We start from the raw sequence: 14,160 nt of genomic DNA, 5'->3' as shown, positions 1-14,160 counted from the left end.
ATCCGCCGAAAGCCCGCGGATGACGTGGCGACGAAGATGAGGGAGCAGCCGATGAGCGCAGCCGACGACGGTGCGAACGGTGCGAACCGCACTCTCGGCCAGCTGGTGGCTACGGCCACCACCGAGCTGTCCGCGCTGGTGCACGACGAGATCGCACTGGCCAAGGCCGAGCTGCGGCAGGACGTCAAGCGGGTCGGCATCGGCGGTGGTGCGATCGCCGCGGCCGGGACGCTCGCGCTCTTCTCGCTGCCCGTGCTGAGCTTCGCGGCCGCGTACGGCATCCACAACCTCGGTCTCGGCCTCGCCTGGTCCTTCCTGATCGTCGGCGGTGCGTTCCTGCTGATCGCGGCGCTGCTGGGGCTGCTGGCCGTGACCAAGTTCAAGAAGGTCAGCAAGCCGGAGAAGAGCATCGCCTCGGCGAAGCAGACCGCCGCGGTGCTGGGCACCGTCAAGCCGCATCCCCGTCCGCTCACCGACACGAGCCCCGCCGACGCATCTGTGACACGCTCGACCGTATGACGGTGCCCGAGACCCCCGCAGCGCCCGCGTCACCCGACCCCGCCACCCCGGCCTCCCCGGCCGTCCCGGCGGGCCCGGCCCTGCCGGGGCCGGCTCCGACCGGCGTCCCGGGTGGTTCCGCCACCTCGGTCGTACGTCCCGAGGGGCCCTGGGCCCACCGGGACGTCGCGGCGAACGGCGCGCGGTTCCACATCGCCGAGATGGGCGACGGGCCGCTGGTCCTGCTGCTGCACGGCTTCCCCCAGTTCTGGTGGACGTGGCGGCACCAGCTGCCCGCGCTTGCCGAGGCAGGGTTCCGGGCCGTGGCCATGGACCTGCGCGGGGTGGGCGGCAGCGACCGTACGCCGCGGGGCTACGACCCGGCCAACCTCGCCCTCGACATCACCGGCGTGATCCGCTCCCTGGGCGAGCCGGACGCCGCGCTGGTCGGCCACGACCTCGGCGGCTACCTGGCGTGGACGGCGGCCGTGATGCGGCCCAAGCTGGTGCGCAGGCTCGCGGTCTCCTCCATGCCGCACCCGCGCCGCTGGCGCTCGGCGATGCTCGCCGACCCCAAGCAGAGCTCGGCCGGCAGCCACATCTGGGGCTTCCAGCGGCCGTGGATCCCGGAGCGGCGGCTGGTCGCCGACGACGCGGCACTGGTGGGACGTCTGATGCGGGAGTGGTCGGGGCCGCGTCAGCCGGAGGACGAGGCCGTGGACACCTACCGGCGGGCCATGACGATCCCCTCGACGGCGCACTGCTCGATCGAGCCGTACCGCTGGATGGTGCGGTCGATGGCGCGGCCGGACGGCATCCAGTTCAACCGGCGCATGAAGCGGCCCGTGCGGGTGCCCACGCTGCATCTGCACGGTTCCCTCGATCCGGTGATGCGCACGCGCAGCGCGGCGGGCTCCGGCGAGTACGTGGAGGCGCCCTACCGCTGGCGGCTGTTCGACGGCCTGGGTCACTTCCCCCACGAGGAGGATCCGGTCGCGTTCTCGACTGAGCTCGTGAACTGGCTCAAGGACCCCGAACCGGACCGCTAGCGGACGGCCGGAAGGCCGCCCCCCTCCGCGGGGGCCCGCACCGCACAGCGGGCAGGAACGTCCGTTCTTCGAACGGCCAATTGCCCGACGCATAGGCCAACTGAGGGACCCCCGGGCGATTACCGACCTTTCGGCCCGGGCACAGAGCACGGTATGGGCTGGACGCACGACTACCGTGACGTGACGCAGGAGCGGGGCGCCGAGGGCGACGCCGCGCTGATCGTGAGCGAGCTGCCGGAGAGGGCCGGAAGGGGTGAGCACCGGCCGGCCGCCGAGCACGATCCGCGCATCGGCATTCCGCGCATCATCCGCCGCCGCGCCCGCTGGGTGTCGGCGCGGCTGCGCCATCACCCGCGCAGTCGCTGACCGCTCGCACCGCCGACCGCCCGGCCGGTGCGCATCGACCGGCCGGTGCACGGGCTCCTGCAGGCCCCCGGGAGGGCCTGCAGGAGCGCCTCAGAGGGCGCAGCCCTGGGTGTTGACCCGCTCGGTCGCCCGGCGGCCGCTGGTGGCGTCGCCACGGACCTCGTCGGCCGTCAGGGCGTAGCCCGTCTCGGCGTCGTCGAGGGACTTGGCGAAGACCACCCCGTAGACCCGGCCGTCCGGTGTGAGCAGGGGCCCGCCGGAATTGCCCTGGCGGACGATCGTGTAGAGCGAGTACACGTCGCGGCGGACGTTGCCACGGCGGTAGATGTCCGGGCCGTTCGCCTGGACGCGGCTGCGGACGCGCGCGGCGCGCACGTCGTAGGAGCCGTTCTCCGGGAAGCCGGCCACGATGGCGCCCTTGCCGCTCTCCGCGTCCGTCTCGGCGAACCGCAGCTCGGGCGCTTCCAGGTCCGGCACGTCGAGCACGGCGATGTCGCGCTTCCAGTCGTAGAGGACGACCTTCGCCTCGTACTGCCGGCCCTGGCCGCCGACCTGGACGGTGGGCTCGTCGACGCCGCCGACGACGTGGGCGTTGGTCATCACCCGCTGCGGGGCGAAGACGAAGCCGGTGCCCTCCAGGACCTTGCCGCAGCTGGGTGCCGTGCCGACGACCTTGACGATGCTGCGCTGGGCCTCCGTGGCCACGGGGCTGCCCGCGAGGGCGGGGTCGGGGGCGGGCACGTTGGTGATGGGCTCGGTGGAGAAGGGCGCGAAGACCTGCGGGAAACCGTTCTGCGCGAGGACGGTGCTGAAGTCGGCGAACCAGGTGTTGGCCTGCGGGGGCACCACGCGGGCGACGCCGAGCAGCACCTTGGAGTTGCGGACCTCCTTGCCCAGCGTGGGCAGGGAGGTGCCGGCGAGGGCGGAGCCGATCAGCCAGGCCACCAGCAGCATCGCCAGGACGTTGACGAGCGCGCCGCCCGTGGCGTCCAGGGCACGGGCCGGGGACCAGGTGATGTGGCGGCGGAGCTTGTTGCCCAAGTGGGTGGTGGCGGCCTGGCCGACGGAGGCGCACACGATGACGATGACGACGGCCGCTATGGCGGCGGCAGTGCCGGGAGTGGCCTCGCCGGTGGCGCTGTCCCAGATGACGGGGAGCAGATAGACCGCCACGAGGCCACCGCCGAGGAACCCGATCACCGACAGCACACCGACCACGAAGCCCTGGCGGTAGCCGACGACGGCGAACCACACGGCGGCGACCAGCAGCACGATGTCCAGCACGTTCACCGGGTATGCCTCGCAATGATGTCGTCTGCGGTGTCGCCGGCCCGGGGGGACGGCGGGGGCCGGGATCACCGTCTCATGCCCCTCAGGCCCGCCAGTCCAGCGGGACCTGCCGTTCGCGGTCCCAGGGGCGCTCCCATCCGGCGTAGTGCAGGATCCGGTCGATCACGCCCGCGGTGAAGCCCCACACGAGGGCGTCCTCGACCAGGAAGGCCGGGCCGGTGTGGCCGCTCGGGTGCATCGCGGTGGCCCTGTTCTCCGGGTCGGTCAGGCGGGCCACCGGGACGGTGAAGACCCGGGCCGTCTCCGCCTTGTCGACCGGCTTGACCGGGGTCGGCTCGCGCCACCAGCCGAGGACGGGGGTGACGACGAAGCCGCTCACCGGGATGTACAGCTGGGGCAGGACGCCGAAGATCTGGACGCCCGACGGGTCGAGCCCGGTCTCCTCCTCCGCCTCGCGCAGGGCGGCCCGCACCAGCCCGCCTGAGGCAGGGTCGCCGTCCTCCGGGTCGAGGGCGCCGCCGGGGAACGACGGCTGCCCGGCGTGCGAGCGCAGCGTCCCGGCCCGCTCCAGGAGGAGCAGCTCGGGGCCCTCGGGGCCGTCGCCGAAGAGGACGAGCACGGCGGACTGCCTGCCGCCCGTCTCCGGCGGCAGGAAACGGCTGAGCTGGTGGGGCTCGATCGTCTCCGAGGCGCGCGCCACCGGCTCCAGCCACCCGGGCAGCCCCTCGGCGGTGACGGCGGCCCCTCGGCCGTACGTGCTCGTCATGCGTCTCCTCCCAGCGGCGGGGCCGGCAGGCCCGGGTAGTCGGGCGGGGGCTTGAGCCGCTGACCGGGCTTGCCGCCCTTCTCGTACTTCAGGAGCTTGGCTGCCTTCTCGGGGTCCGTCTCGCCCTCTCCGTACGCGGGGCACAGCGGAGCGATCGGGCACGCACCGCAGGCCGGCCGGCGGGAGTGGCAGATGCGCCGGCCGTGGAAGATGACGCGGTGCGAGAGCATGGTCCACTCGCTCTTGGGGAAGAGCGCGCAGATCTCCGCCTCGACCTTCTCGGGGTCGGTGGCTTCGGTCCACTTCCAGCGGCGCACGAGCCGGCCGAAGTGGGTGTCCACGGTGATTCCCGGGCGGCCGAAGGCATTGCCGAGGACCACGTGGGCGGTTTTGCGGCCGACGCCGGGGAGACTGACGAGATCCTCTATGCGGCCGGGCACCTCTCCGCCGAAGCGGTCGCGGATCGCGGTGGACAGGCCGATGAGCGACTTGGCCTTGGCGCGGAAGAAGCCCGTGGGCCGGATGAGCTGCTCCAGCGCCTCGGGGTCGGCGGCCGCCATGTCCTCCGGCGTGGGGTAGGCGGCGAAGAGGGCCGGGGTGGTCTGGTTGACGCGCAGGTCCGTCGTCTGGGCGGAGAGGACCGTGGCGACCAGGAGCTCGAAGGGATTCTCGAAGTCGAGCTCGGGGTGGGCGTAGGGGTAGACCTCGGCGAGCTCGCGGTTGATGCGGCGGGCGCGGCGGACGAGAGCGGTACGGGACTCCGGCTTGGCGGAGGCCTTGGAGCCCGGCTTCGCTACCTTTGCCGAAGATGCGGGTGATGCGGAAGATGTCTCTCCGCTTTCCTTTTTGTCCTTGCTTGCGACTTTCGCCGCCCCCGTAGGCGCACGTTCGCCCACAGCGGAATTACGAGGCGGAGTCACCCTTCCAGCCCCCTTGCCCTGTGCTCTCACCGGCGTATTGGACACCCGGCCAGACTAAGCCCCGCCACTGACATCCGGCCCTCACGCAGGAAAACCACAGCCCAATCGGACCCCTGCCGTAGGGCTTCGGGCGACGATGCGCGACACTTGTGTTTGATCACACAGTTTTACCGACGGGCATCATGGGGACCACGGTCCTCTGTGCATGTCGACAAGGAGAGAACTCGTGGACGACGTTCTGCGGCGCGCCCCGCTTTTCGCGGCGCTCGATGACGAGCAGGCCGCTGAGCTGCGCGCCTCCATGGGCGAGGCCACCCTCGCAAGGGGCGACGCCCTGTTCCACGAAGGGGACCCCGGCGACCGCCTCTACGTGGTGACCGAGGGCAAGGTGAAGCTGCACCGCACCTCCCCCGACGGCCGCGAGAACATGCTGGCCGTCCTGGGCCCCGGCGAGCTCATCGGAGAGCTGTCGCTCTTCGACCCCGGGCCGCGCACCGCCACCGCCACCGCCCTCACCGAGGTCAAGCTGCTCGGCCTCGGCCACGGCGACCTGCAGCCCTGGCTCAACGCCCGCCCGGAGGTGGCCACCGCACTGCTGCGCGCCGTCGCCCGCCGGCTGCGCCGCACCAACGACTCGATGTCGGACCTCGTCTTCTCGGACGTCCCCGGCCGCGTCGCCAAGGCCCTGCTGGACCTGTCGCGCCGCTTCGGCGTGCAGTCCGAGGAGGGCATCCACGTGGTGCACGACCTCACCCAGGAGGAGCTGGCCCAGCTCGTCGGCGCCTCCCGCGAAACGGTCAACAAGGCCCTCGCCGACTTCGCCGGCCGCGGCTGGCTGCGCCTGGAGGCCCGTGCGGTGATCCTCCTGGACGTGGAGCGGCTCGCGAAGCGCTCCCGCTGACGCAAGCCGTGCGGGGCGTGCAGGCCGCACGCCCCGGGCGCACGGCGCCACGGGAGCGCCCTCAGGCGCGCCCACAAGCTCGGAAGGCCCCTGCCGGGAACGGCAGGGGCCTTCGGCATGCCCTCGTCACGCCACCGTGGCCGTCATGCGCACGCGGCGCCACAGCGGCGAAGAGAGCCCCTCACTGGATCAGCCCGTGCTCGCCCAGGTACTCCAGCTGCGCCCGTACGGACAGCTCCGCGGCCGGCCACAGGGAGCGGTCGACGTCCGCGTAGACGTGGGCGACCACCTCCGAGGCCGAGCGGTAGCCGTTCTCCACGGCGGTCTCCACCTGGGCGAGCCGCTTCGCCCGGTGCACCAGGTAGAAGTCGACGGCGCCGCGCGCGTCGTCGAGGACCGGGCCGTGCCCGGGGAGGATCGTCTCCACGCCCTCCTCCACGGCGAGCGCGCGCAGCCGGCGCAGGGAGTCGAGGTAGTCGCCGAGCCGCCCCTCCGGGTGGGCGACTACCGTCGTGCCGCGGCCCAGCACCGTGTCGCCCGTGAACAGCGCCCGGTCGGCGGGGAGGTGGAAGCACAGCGAGTCGGCGGTGTGCCCGGGCGTGGAGAGCACGTGCAGCTCCAGTCCGCCGGTGGTGACGACGTCGCCGATGCCGAGGCCCTCGCCGCCCAGGCGCAGCGCCGGGTCCAGGGCCCGTACGTGCGTGCCGGTCAGCTCGGCGAAGCGCGCGGCGCCGTCGAAGTGGTCGGGGTGGCCGTGGGTCAGCAACGTGAGGGCGACGCGCTTCCCGGCCGCCTCGGCGGTCGAGATGACGGCCTGCAGGTGGGTGTCGTCCAGCGGCCCGGGGTCGATGACGACGGCGAGGTCGGAGTCCGGTTCGGCGACGATCCAGGTGTTGGTGCCGTCGAGCGTCATTGCGGAGGGGTTGGGCGCCAGGACGCAGGTCGCCCGGGCGGTCGCGGGGCCGCCGATGGCCCCCGCGCGCGGGCGGCCGGGGAGTTCGGTCGCGGATGTCATCGGTCGGCCTCCGAAGGTCCCGAGGGTTTGCCGGCGACGCGCCGGGTGAATTCGTCGTGTCCGGGCCAGCTCAGCACGATCTCCTCCCCGTCGAGCCGCGCCCGGGCCAGGACGGGGGTGAGATCCCTGTCACGCGCGGCGGCCAGCGCTGCGGCAGCGCTCTCGTAGGGGCGCAACTCGCGCAGCGTGGAGATGGTGGGCGGCATCATCAGCAGTTCGCCGCGGTCGAAGCCGTCGGCCGCATCGGCGGGGCGGATCCACACCGTGCGGTCAGCCTCCGTGGAGGCGTTGCGGGTGCGCTGCCCCTCGGGGAGCGCGGCGACGAAGAACCAGGTGTCGTAGCGGCGCGGTTCGAACTCGGGCGTGATCCAGCGCGCCCAGCCGCCCAGGAGGTCGCTGCGCAGCAGCAGGCCGCGCCGCACGAGGAAGTCGGCGAACGACAGTTCGCGGCTGACGAGGGCGGCTCTCTCGGCCTCCCACTCGGGGCCCGTGGTGTCCGCGACGACCGTGCCGGGGGTGGGCCCGGCCAGCAGCACCCCGGCCTCCTCGAAGGTCTCCCGGACCGCGGCGCACACGATGGCCCGGGCGGAGGCGGCGTCCACGCCCAGGCTACGGGCCCACTCGGCGGGGGGCGGTCCGGCCCAGGGCACGTCTCCCCGCTCGTCGCGCGGGTCGACGGAGCCGCCCGGATACGCGTACGCGCCTCCGGCGAAGGCCATGGAGGCGCGTCTGCGCAGCATGTGGACGGCGGGGCCGCCGGCTCCGTCGCGCAGCAGCAGGACGGTCGCGGCGCGGCGGGGGCTCACGGGGTGCAGCTCCCCGCGCGTGAGCGCTCTGATCCGGTCCGGCCACTCCGGCGGGTACCACTGGCCGTTCGAAGTCGACATGGCCGGATGCTATGCGCTCACGCGCGGATGTTCGAGGGGACGAGGCCCACGGCGGACCGGGGCGGGGCAGCGGACCGGGGCAGGCGGGGCCGGGCCCTCGCAGCACCTGGGCCGGTCCGAAACCCCGAGTCCGACCCGATCAGACCGGATCCCACCGGATCAGGACCGGTCAGACTCCACCGGAGCCCGTCAGACCCCGTCAGACCGGAAACGGTTCCGGATCGGTCCCGTCTCAGTGCCGTCTCAGTCCCGGACCTCGACCACGAACTCGACCTCGACCGGCGCGTCCAGCGGCAGCACCGCGACGCCCACGGCCGAGCGGGCGTGCACGCCCTTCTCGCCGAGGACCTCGCCGAGCAGCTCGCTGGCGCCGTTGAGGACACCCGGCTGGGCGGTGAAATCGGGGGCGGAGGCGATGAAGCCGACGACCTTCACCACGCGCACGATCCGGTCGAGATCGCCGATCACCGACTTGACGGCGGCCAGGGCGTTGAGCGCGCAGGTCGCCGCGAGCTCCTTGGCCTGCTCGGCGCTGACCTCGGCGCCGACCTTGCCCGTCAGGGGGATGGAGCCCTTGACCATGGGCAGCTGACCCGCCGTGTACACGTACGCCCCGGAGCGCACGGCCGGCTGGTAGGCGGCGAGCGGCGGCACGACGTCCGGCAGGGTCAGCCCGAGCTCGGCGAGCCGGCTCTCGACGGCGCTCACGGCTTCGGCCGCTTGAGGTAGGCCACCAGCTGCTCGGGGTTGTTCGGCCCCGGGACGACCTGGACGAGCTCCCAGCCGTCCTCGCCCCAGGTGTCCAGGATCTGCTTGGTCGCGTGCACGAGCAGCGGCACGGTGGCGTATTCCCATTTGGTCATAGGCCGACTGTAATGCCTCGCGCCGACAGCCTCGGCCGGGCCCGTCCGCGCGGGCGTCCTCATGTCGCCACCTGCCGCCACGGGGCCGCCGGAAAGGAATTAGGCTCCGAATCATGAGCAGGCTCCATGTCGTCAGCGGCAAGGGCGGAACCGGCAAGACCACGGTCGCCGCGGCACTCGCGCTTGCCCTCGCCGCCGAGGGCAAACGCACTCTCCTGGTGGAGGTGGAAGGCCGGCAGGGCATCGCCCAGCTGTTCGAGACGGAGGCGCTGCCCTACGAGGAGCGCAAGATCGCGGTGGCTCCGGGCGGGGGCGAGGTGTTCGCCCTGGCCATCGACGCGGAGCGGGCGCTCCTCGACTACCTCCAGATGTTCTACAAGCTCGGCAGCGCCGGCCGGGCGCTCAGGAAGCTCGGCGCCATCGATTTTGCGACAACCATCGCGCCCGGGCTGCGCGACGTCCTGCTCACCGGCAAGGCCTGCGAGGCGGTGCGGCGCAAGGACCGCACGGGCCGCTTCGTCTACGACCACGTCGTCATGGACGCTCCGCCCACCGGTCGCATCACCCGCTTCCTCAACGTGAACGACGAGGTGGCCGGCCTCGCCCGGATCGGCCCGATCCACAACCAGGCGCAGGCGGTCATGCGGGTGCTCAAGTCGCCCGAGACGGCCGTGCACTTCGTGACGCTGCTGGAGGAGATGCCCGTCCAGGAGACGTGCGACGGCATCGCGGAGCTCCGCGCGGCGAACCTCCCCGTGGGCGGCGTCGTCATCAACATGGTGCGGCCGGAGATCCTGGACGCCGCGGCCGTGGAGGCCGCGGCGAACGGTCAGCGGGCCGCCGTGGCGCAGGCCCTGGCGCACTCCCTGGAACGCACCGGCTTCGGCGGCGCACGCCATCCCGGTCTTGCCGAGCAGCTCGTCGATCCGCTGCTGGCCGAGGCCCGCGAGCACGTCGAGCGGCTCGCCCTGGAGCACCGCGGCCGCGCCGGCATTGCGGAGCTCGGCCTCCCCACGTACGAACTGGAACTGCTCGGCGACGGCGTCGACCTGGCGGGCCTGTACCGCATGGCGCGCGAACTGCGGAAGCAAGGAGTGGCCCGTTGACCGCACACCCGTCGACCGCACCGGTGCCGGCCCAGCGGAAGGGCATCGACGCCGCGTCCGTCCTGGCCGTCGACCCCGTCCTGGACGATCCCCGCACGCGCATCGTCGTGTGCTGCGGTTCCGGCGGCGTCGGCAAGACGACCACTGCGGCGGCCCTCGGCCTGCGGGCGGCGGAGCGCGGCCGGAAGGTCGTCGTTCTGACGATCGACCCGGCGCGCAGGCTGGCGCAGTCGATGGGCATCGAGGAGCTCGACAACGTGCCCCGCCGGGTGCCCGGCATCGACGCGTCCGCCGGTGGCGAGCTGCACGCCATGATGCTCGACATGAAGCGGACCTTCGACGAGATCGTGGAGGCCCACTCCGACAAGGAGCGCGCCCGGGCGATCCTCGAGAACCCCTTCTACCAGTCCCTGTCGGCCGGCTTCGCGGGCACGCAGGAGTACATGGCCATGGAGAAGCTCGGCCAGCTGCGCTCAGGCGACGAGTGGGACCTGATCGTCGTGGACACCCCGCCGAGCCGCTCCGCGCTCGACTTCCTGGACGCTCCGGGGCGCCTCGGGTCGTTCCTGGACGGCAAGCTCATCAAGCTGCTGGTGGCGCCGGCGAAACTCGGCGGGCGGGCCGGGATGAAGTTCCTGGGCGTCGGCATGTCGGTGATGAGCGGGCCGCTGAACAAGCTGATGGGGGCCCAGCTCCTGCGGGACGTCCAGACGTTCGTGGCAGCCATGGACACCATGTTCGGCGGCTTCCGCACGCGCGCGGATGCCACATACCGCCTGCTGCAGGCACCCGGTACGGCCTTCCTCGTCGTCGCGGCGCCGGAGCGGGACGCCCTGCGCGAGGCGGCGTACTTCGTGGAGCGGCTGGCCGCGGAACGGATGCCGCTGGCCGGGCTCGTCCTCAACCGGGTACATGGCAGTGCGGCCGGTCAGCTCCCGGCGGACCGGGCGCTCGCCGCGGCCGAGTCCCTGGCGGAGGGGCTTGCGGAGGGCCTTACGGAACGGCTTCCGGAGCGGTCGGCGGAGGCTCCGGAAGCGCCCCCGGAAGGAACATCGGAAAATCTTGCCGACGGCGGCATTGTGGATCGTGAGAGCGGGCAAGCTGGCTCACGTACCGCCCGCGTCGCAGGAACCGGCGCTCCCACGGTCCCGTCCCCTCCCGAGAGCGGCCTCCCCCAGCCTGCGTCCTCAGGAGATCCGGACACCGATCCGGGCACAGCAGCTTCAGCTTCAGCGCCTTCAACACCGTCAACCGCTTCGGCGGCTTCAACGTCTTCACCGTCTTCAACGCCGTCGACGTCTTCAGCAGCGGACGACGCGTCGAAGACCGCGGCCGGTCTGCTGAGGCTGCACGCCGAGCGCATGCAGGTGCTGGCCCGCGAGCGGCGCACGCGTGACCGCTTCACCGCTCTGCACCCCGAGGTCGCGGTGGCGGAAGTGGCCGCCCTGCCCGGTGATGTGCACGACTTGGCGGGACTGCGGGAGATCGGCGAGCGCCTCGCCGCCCAGCCCGCTGCCACCGCCCCCGTGGACGCCCCGGCCGCTGCGGGCGCCGACGCGGAGTAATGGCCCTGCCCGGGTCCTGCCCGGGGTCCTACCCGACGGCGGCGTAGTCGCCGTACTCGTCGTCGCCCAGGGAGAGGATGCCCGCCCCGCGCTCGTATTCCGTGCGGGCGGTCTCCAGGAGCCTGCGCCAGGAGGTGACCGTCGGCCTGCGCCGCAGCAGCGCCCTGCGCTCGCGCTCGGTCATCCCGCCCCACACGCCGAACTCGACGCGGTTGTCCAGCGCATCCGCCAGACACTCCGTGCGCACCGGGCATCCGGTGCATACCGCCTTGGCCCTGTTCTGTGCAGCGCCCTGAACGAATAGTTCATCCGGATCGGTAGTGCGGCAGGCTGCCTGCGCACTCCAGTCGGTTACCCAGCCCATGCTGGCGCCGTCCTCTCCCGAATCGGGGCTCCCCCACGGCGGCAGCGGCATATTCACCGTTGCCAGTTGAGGACGTTACGGAAGGCGGGCAGGGGGCAACACCCCCTTCGGGCCCAATCTTGGATGGCCCGAACGGACTATGCGTACGCGGCAGATCACCCAACGGAGTGAGCGGACGACATTACCGACTAACCCGTCATATCGGGGCACGTCACCCGGGTCGCATAACCCAGAGGGTGACACCGACGGCAATACGGACACCTCTCATCACCCACAAGAGTGAGAGTGGAGATGATGCTGAATCACACCGCAGTGACTGGCGTGAAACAGCGTAGGCGAACACACGGGCGTCTGTCCGCCGAATGAGAACGTAGGCTTCCCTCCATGGGTAAGAAGCGCTCGGGCGAGGGGTCCAACAGGACCCGGATGGCCGCCAAATTCCTCGGTGTCAGCGTGCTCTCCGGAGCGGTTCTGGCGGGCCTGGCCCTGCCTGCCGTCGGGGCTTTCGGCCTGGTGGCCAAAGAGTCGGTCGAAGGGTTCGACGAGATCCCGGCCAGTATGAAGACCCCACCGCTCAGCCAGCGCACCACAATCCTGGACGCCGAGGGCGGTGAAATCGCCAAGGTCTACTCCAGAGACCGTACGGTCGTACCGCTGAACGAGATCTCCCCGTACATGCGGAAGGCGATCGTCGCCATCGAGGACGCGCGCTTCTACGAGCACGGCGCAATCGACCTCAAGGGCGTCCTCCGCGCGGTCAACAAGAACGCACAGTCGGGCGGCGTCTCCGAGGGCGCCTCCACGCTCACCCAGCAGTACATCAAGAACATCTTCGTGGAGGAGGCCGGCGACGACCCCGACAAGGTCGCCGTCGCCACGCAGCAGACCCTCGGCCGCAAGGTCAAGGAGCTGAAGTACGCCATTCAGGTGGAGAAGGAGCTCGGCAAGGACCGGATCCTCAACAACTACCTGAACATCACCTTCTTCGGGCAGCAGTCCTACGGCGTCGAGGCCGCCTCCCAGCGCTACTTCAGCAAGCGCGCGAAGGACCTCACCCTGGCCGAGTCGGCGATGCTGGCCGGCATCGTGCAGTCGCCGAGCCGCTACGACCCCGTCAACGCCCCGAACGAGGCCACCAAGCGCCGCAACACCGTGCTGCAGCGCATGGCCGAGCTCAAGGTCGTGACCCCCGAGGAGGCCGCGGCCGCCAAGGCCGAGCCCCTCAAGCTGAAGGTCACCCGGCCCAAGAGCGGCTGCATCACCGCCGTCAGCGGTGCGGGCTTCTTCTGCGACTACGTCCGCGAGGTCTTCCTCAAGGACCCGGTCTTCGGCAAGACCAAGGAAGCGCGCGCCAAGCGGTGGAACGAGGGCGGCATGACGATCCGCACCACCCTCGACCCGCAGACGCAGAAGTCGGTCCAGAAGTCGATCACCGACCACGTCTACCAGTCGGACCCGGTGGCCACCGCGATCTCGATAGTGCAGCCCGGCACCGGCAAGGTGCTCGGCATGGGCCAGTCGCGCCCGTACGGCTTCGGCGACCACCAGACGCAGATCAACCTCTCGGCCGACAAGAACCGGGGCGGGTCGAACTACGGCTTCCAGACCGGCTCCACCTTCAAGCCGATCCTGGCGGCAGCCGCCCTGGAAGAGGGCATCTCGCCCAACAAGTCGTACTCGTCGCCCTACCAGATGCCCTACCCGGACACCGTGGACACGTGCACGGGCACCTGGAAGAACTCCGGCGGGGAGACCGTCAGCAACGAGAACCGGAGCGAGGTCGGCCCGTACGGGATGCGGGAGGCGACCGCCAAGTCGGTCAACACCTACTTCATCCAGATGATCGGTGACATCGGCACCTGCCCGGTGACGAAGATGGCGGCCAAGCTCGGCCTCAAGCCGGCCTCCGGCGCCGACATGGACCAGGTGCCGTCGATCGCGCTCGGCACGCAGGGCATGTCCCCGCTCACCATGGCCGCCGCCTACGCGGCCTTCGCCAACGGCGGCACGTACTGCACGCCCGTCCTGATCAACGCGGCCACCGGCCCGAACGGCAAGAGCCTGCCGGTGCCGAAGAGCAAGTGCTCGCGAGCGATGTCCGAGCAGACCGCCGACACGGTCAACACGCTCCTCAAGGGCGTCGTCGAGGACGGTACGGGCAAGGAGGCCGGTCTGGACGGCCGCGACAGCGCGGGCAAGACCGGTACGACGGACGGCCGCAAGGCCGCCTGGTTCGTCGGATACACGCCGAACATGGCCGGTGCGGTCTGGGTCGGCGGCCCGGGCAAGGACGTCGAGATGGAGAACATCACCATCGGCGGCCAGTACCACGACAAGGTCTACGGCGGCGACACCCCCGGCCCGATCTGGCGCGACGCGATGGCGGGCGCCCTGGAGGGCAAGGAGGCCCCGACCTTCGACACCGTGGCGGTCGGCGGTGGCGAGCGCGGCGACGGCGGCAAGGGCAGCGGCGGCGGGCGCAAGACCAAGCCGGGCACCGGCGGCAACAAGCAGGGCGGCGGAAACAGCAAGCCGGGCGGCACCGGCAAGACCGGTGGCACCACCGGGCG

The 14,160-nt window shown here is 71.6% G+C and carries 15 protein-coding genes; 7 read left to right on the top strand and 8 right to left on the bottom strand.

What is annotated here, in order from left to right; all coding sequences use genetic code 11:
* Window positions 1-51: 51 nt before the first annotated feature.
* The 3 genes from ACSNOG_RS02100 to ACSNOG_RS02090 all read left to right on the top strand — a co-directional run bounded on the left by ACSNOG_RS02100 (window position 52) and on the right by ACSNOG_RS02090 (window position 1,913).
* On the top strand, window positions 52-519 hold the full coding sequence (locus ACSNOG_RS02100; RefSeq protein ID WP_436750762.1) for a phage holin family protein: 468 nt from the start codon (window positions 52-54) through the stop codon (window positions 517-519).
* The gene (locus ACSNOG_RS02095; RefSeq protein WP_436750761.1) at window positions 516-1,547 is read left to right on the top strand and encodes an alpha/beta fold hydrolase; all 1,032 of its coding nucleotides are present in this window, start codon (window positions 516-518) and stop codon (window positions 1,545-1,547) included. The genes ACSNOG_RS02100 and ACSNOG_RS02095 overlap by 4 nt, the downstream gene beginning before the upstream one ends.
* 153 nt (window positions 1,548-1,700) lie before the next feature.
* Entirely contained in the window at window positions 1,701-1,913 is a 213-nt protein-coding gene (locus tag ACSNOG_RS02090; protein ID WP_436750760.1) for a hypothetical protein, read from the top strand.
* A gap of 90 nt (window positions 1,914-2,003) precedes the next feature.
* Here ACSNOG_RS02090 and ACSNOG_RS02085 read toward each other — a convergent pair whose 3' ends face one another.
* The 3 genes from ACSNOG_RS02085 to nth all read right to left on the bottom strand — a co-directional run bounded on the left by ACSNOG_RS02085 (window position 2,004) and on the right by nth (window position 4,865).
* Complete coding sequence (locus ACSNOG_RS02085; RefSeq protein WP_436750759.1) at window positions 2,004-3,203, bottom strand: MarP family serine protease; 1,200 nt, start codon at window positions 3,201-3,203, stop codon at window positions 2,004-2,006.
* Between the two features lie 82 nt (window positions 3,204-3,285).
* The gene (locus ACSNOG_RS02080; RefSeq protein ID WP_436750758.1) at window positions 3,286-3,969 is read right to left on the bottom strand and encodes an NUDIX hydrolase; all 684 of its coding nucleotides are present in this window, start codon (window positions 3,967-3,969) and stop codon (window positions 3,286-3,288) included.
* Window positions 3,966-4,865, bottom strand: coding sequence for an endonuclease III (gene nth / locus ACSNOG_RS02075; protein WP_436750757.1), 900 nt, complete (start codon window positions 4,863-4,865; stop codon window positions 3,966-3,968). Before nth ends, ACSNOG_RS02080 begins: the two co-directional genes overlap by 4 nt.
* A gap of 250 nt (window positions 4,866-5,115) precedes the next feature.
* On the opposite strand from nth, the gene ACSNOG_RS02070 reads away from it, so the two are divergent.
* Window positions 5,116-5,790 (top strand): Crp/Fnr family transcriptional regulator, encoded by a 675-nt coding sequence (locus ACSNOG_RS02070; protein ID WP_030367278.1) that lies wholly within the window; start codon window positions 5,116-5,118, stop codon window positions 5,788-5,790.
* Between the two features lie 181 nt (window positions 5,791-5,971).
* Here the strand turns inward: ACSNOG_RS02070 and ACSNOG_RS02065 are convergent, their stop codons facing one another.
* The 4 genes from ACSNOG_RS02065 to ACSNOG_RS02050 form a co-directional block, all read right to left on the bottom strand.
* Window positions 5,972-6,805 (bottom strand): MBL fold metallo-hydrolase, encoded by an 834-nt coding sequence (locus ACSNOG_RS02065; protein WP_436750756.1) that lies wholly within the window; start codon window positions 6,803-6,805, stop codon window positions 5,972-5,974.
* Window positions 6,802-7,692, bottom strand: a complete 891-nt coding sequence (locus tag ACSNOG_RS02060; RefSeq protein WP_436750755.1) for an NUDIX hydrolase — start codon at window positions 7,690-7,692, stop codon at window positions 6,802-6,804. The genes ACSNOG_RS02065 and ACSNOG_RS02060 overlap by 4 nt, the downstream gene beginning before the upstream one ends.
* A 243-nt stretch (window positions 7,693-7,935) precedes the next feature.
* Window positions 7,936-8,400, bottom strand: a complete 465-nt coding sequence (locus tag ACSNOG_RS02055; RefSeq protein ID WP_436750754.1) for a RidA family protein — start codon at window positions 8,398-8,400, stop codon at window positions 7,936-7,938.
* Window positions 8,397-8,555: a DUF4177 domain-containing protein gene (locus ACSNOG_RS02050; RefSeq protein ID WP_086785308.1), complete on the bottom strand. Its 159-nt coding sequence runs from the start codon at window positions 8,553-8,555 to the stop codon at window positions 8,397-8,399. Before ACSNOG_RS02050 ends, ACSNOG_RS02055 begins: the two co-directional genes overlap by 4 nt.
* Window positions 8,556-8,668: 113 nt before the next feature.
* On the opposite strand from ACSNOG_RS02050, the gene ACSNOG_RS02045 reads away from it, so the two are divergent.
* Together ACSNOG_RS02045 and ACSNOG_RS02040 are read left to right on the top strand one after the other, a co-directional pair.
* On the top strand, window positions 8,669-9,661 hold the full coding sequence (locus tag ACSNOG_RS02045) for an ArsA family ATPase (protein ID WP_436750753.1): 993 nt from the start codon (window positions 8,669-8,671) through the stop codon (window positions 9,659-9,661).
* Window positions 9,658-11,226, top strand: coding sequence for an ArsA family ATPase (locus tag ACSNOG_RS02040; RefSeq protein WP_436750752.1), 1,569 nt, complete (start codon window positions 9,658-9,660; stop codon window positions 11,224-11,226). Before ACSNOG_RS02045 ends, ACSNOG_RS02040 begins: the two co-directional genes overlap by 4 nt.
* Before the next feature lie 28 nt (window positions 11,227-11,254).
* Here the strand turns inward: ACSNOG_RS02040 and ACSNOG_RS02035 are convergent, their stop codons facing one another.
* Complete coding sequence (locus tag ACSNOG_RS02035; RefSeq protein WP_058045538.1) at window positions 11,255-11,590, bottom strand: WhiB family transcriptional regulator; 336 nt, start codon at window positions 11,588-11,590, stop codon at window positions 11,255-11,257.
* A gap of 384 nt (window positions 11,591-11,974) precedes the next feature.
* On the opposite strand from ACSNOG_RS02035, the gene ACSNOG_RS02030 reads away from it, so the two are divergent.
* Window positions 11,975-14,160 (top strand): transglycosylase domain-containing protein (locus ACSNOG_RS02030; RefSeq protein WP_436750751.1); only part of this gene is annotated, 2,186 nt, incomplete at its 3' end.

This window comes from Streptomyces sp. URMC 124 (assembly GCF_051386455.1).
Classification (GTDB): domain Bacteria; phylum Actinomycetota; class Actinomycetes; order Streptomycetales; family Streptomycetaceae; genus Streptomyces.
The sequence above is the reverse complement of the archived record's forward strand: the minus strand, read 5'-3'. Positions and strand labels throughout refer to the sequence as shown.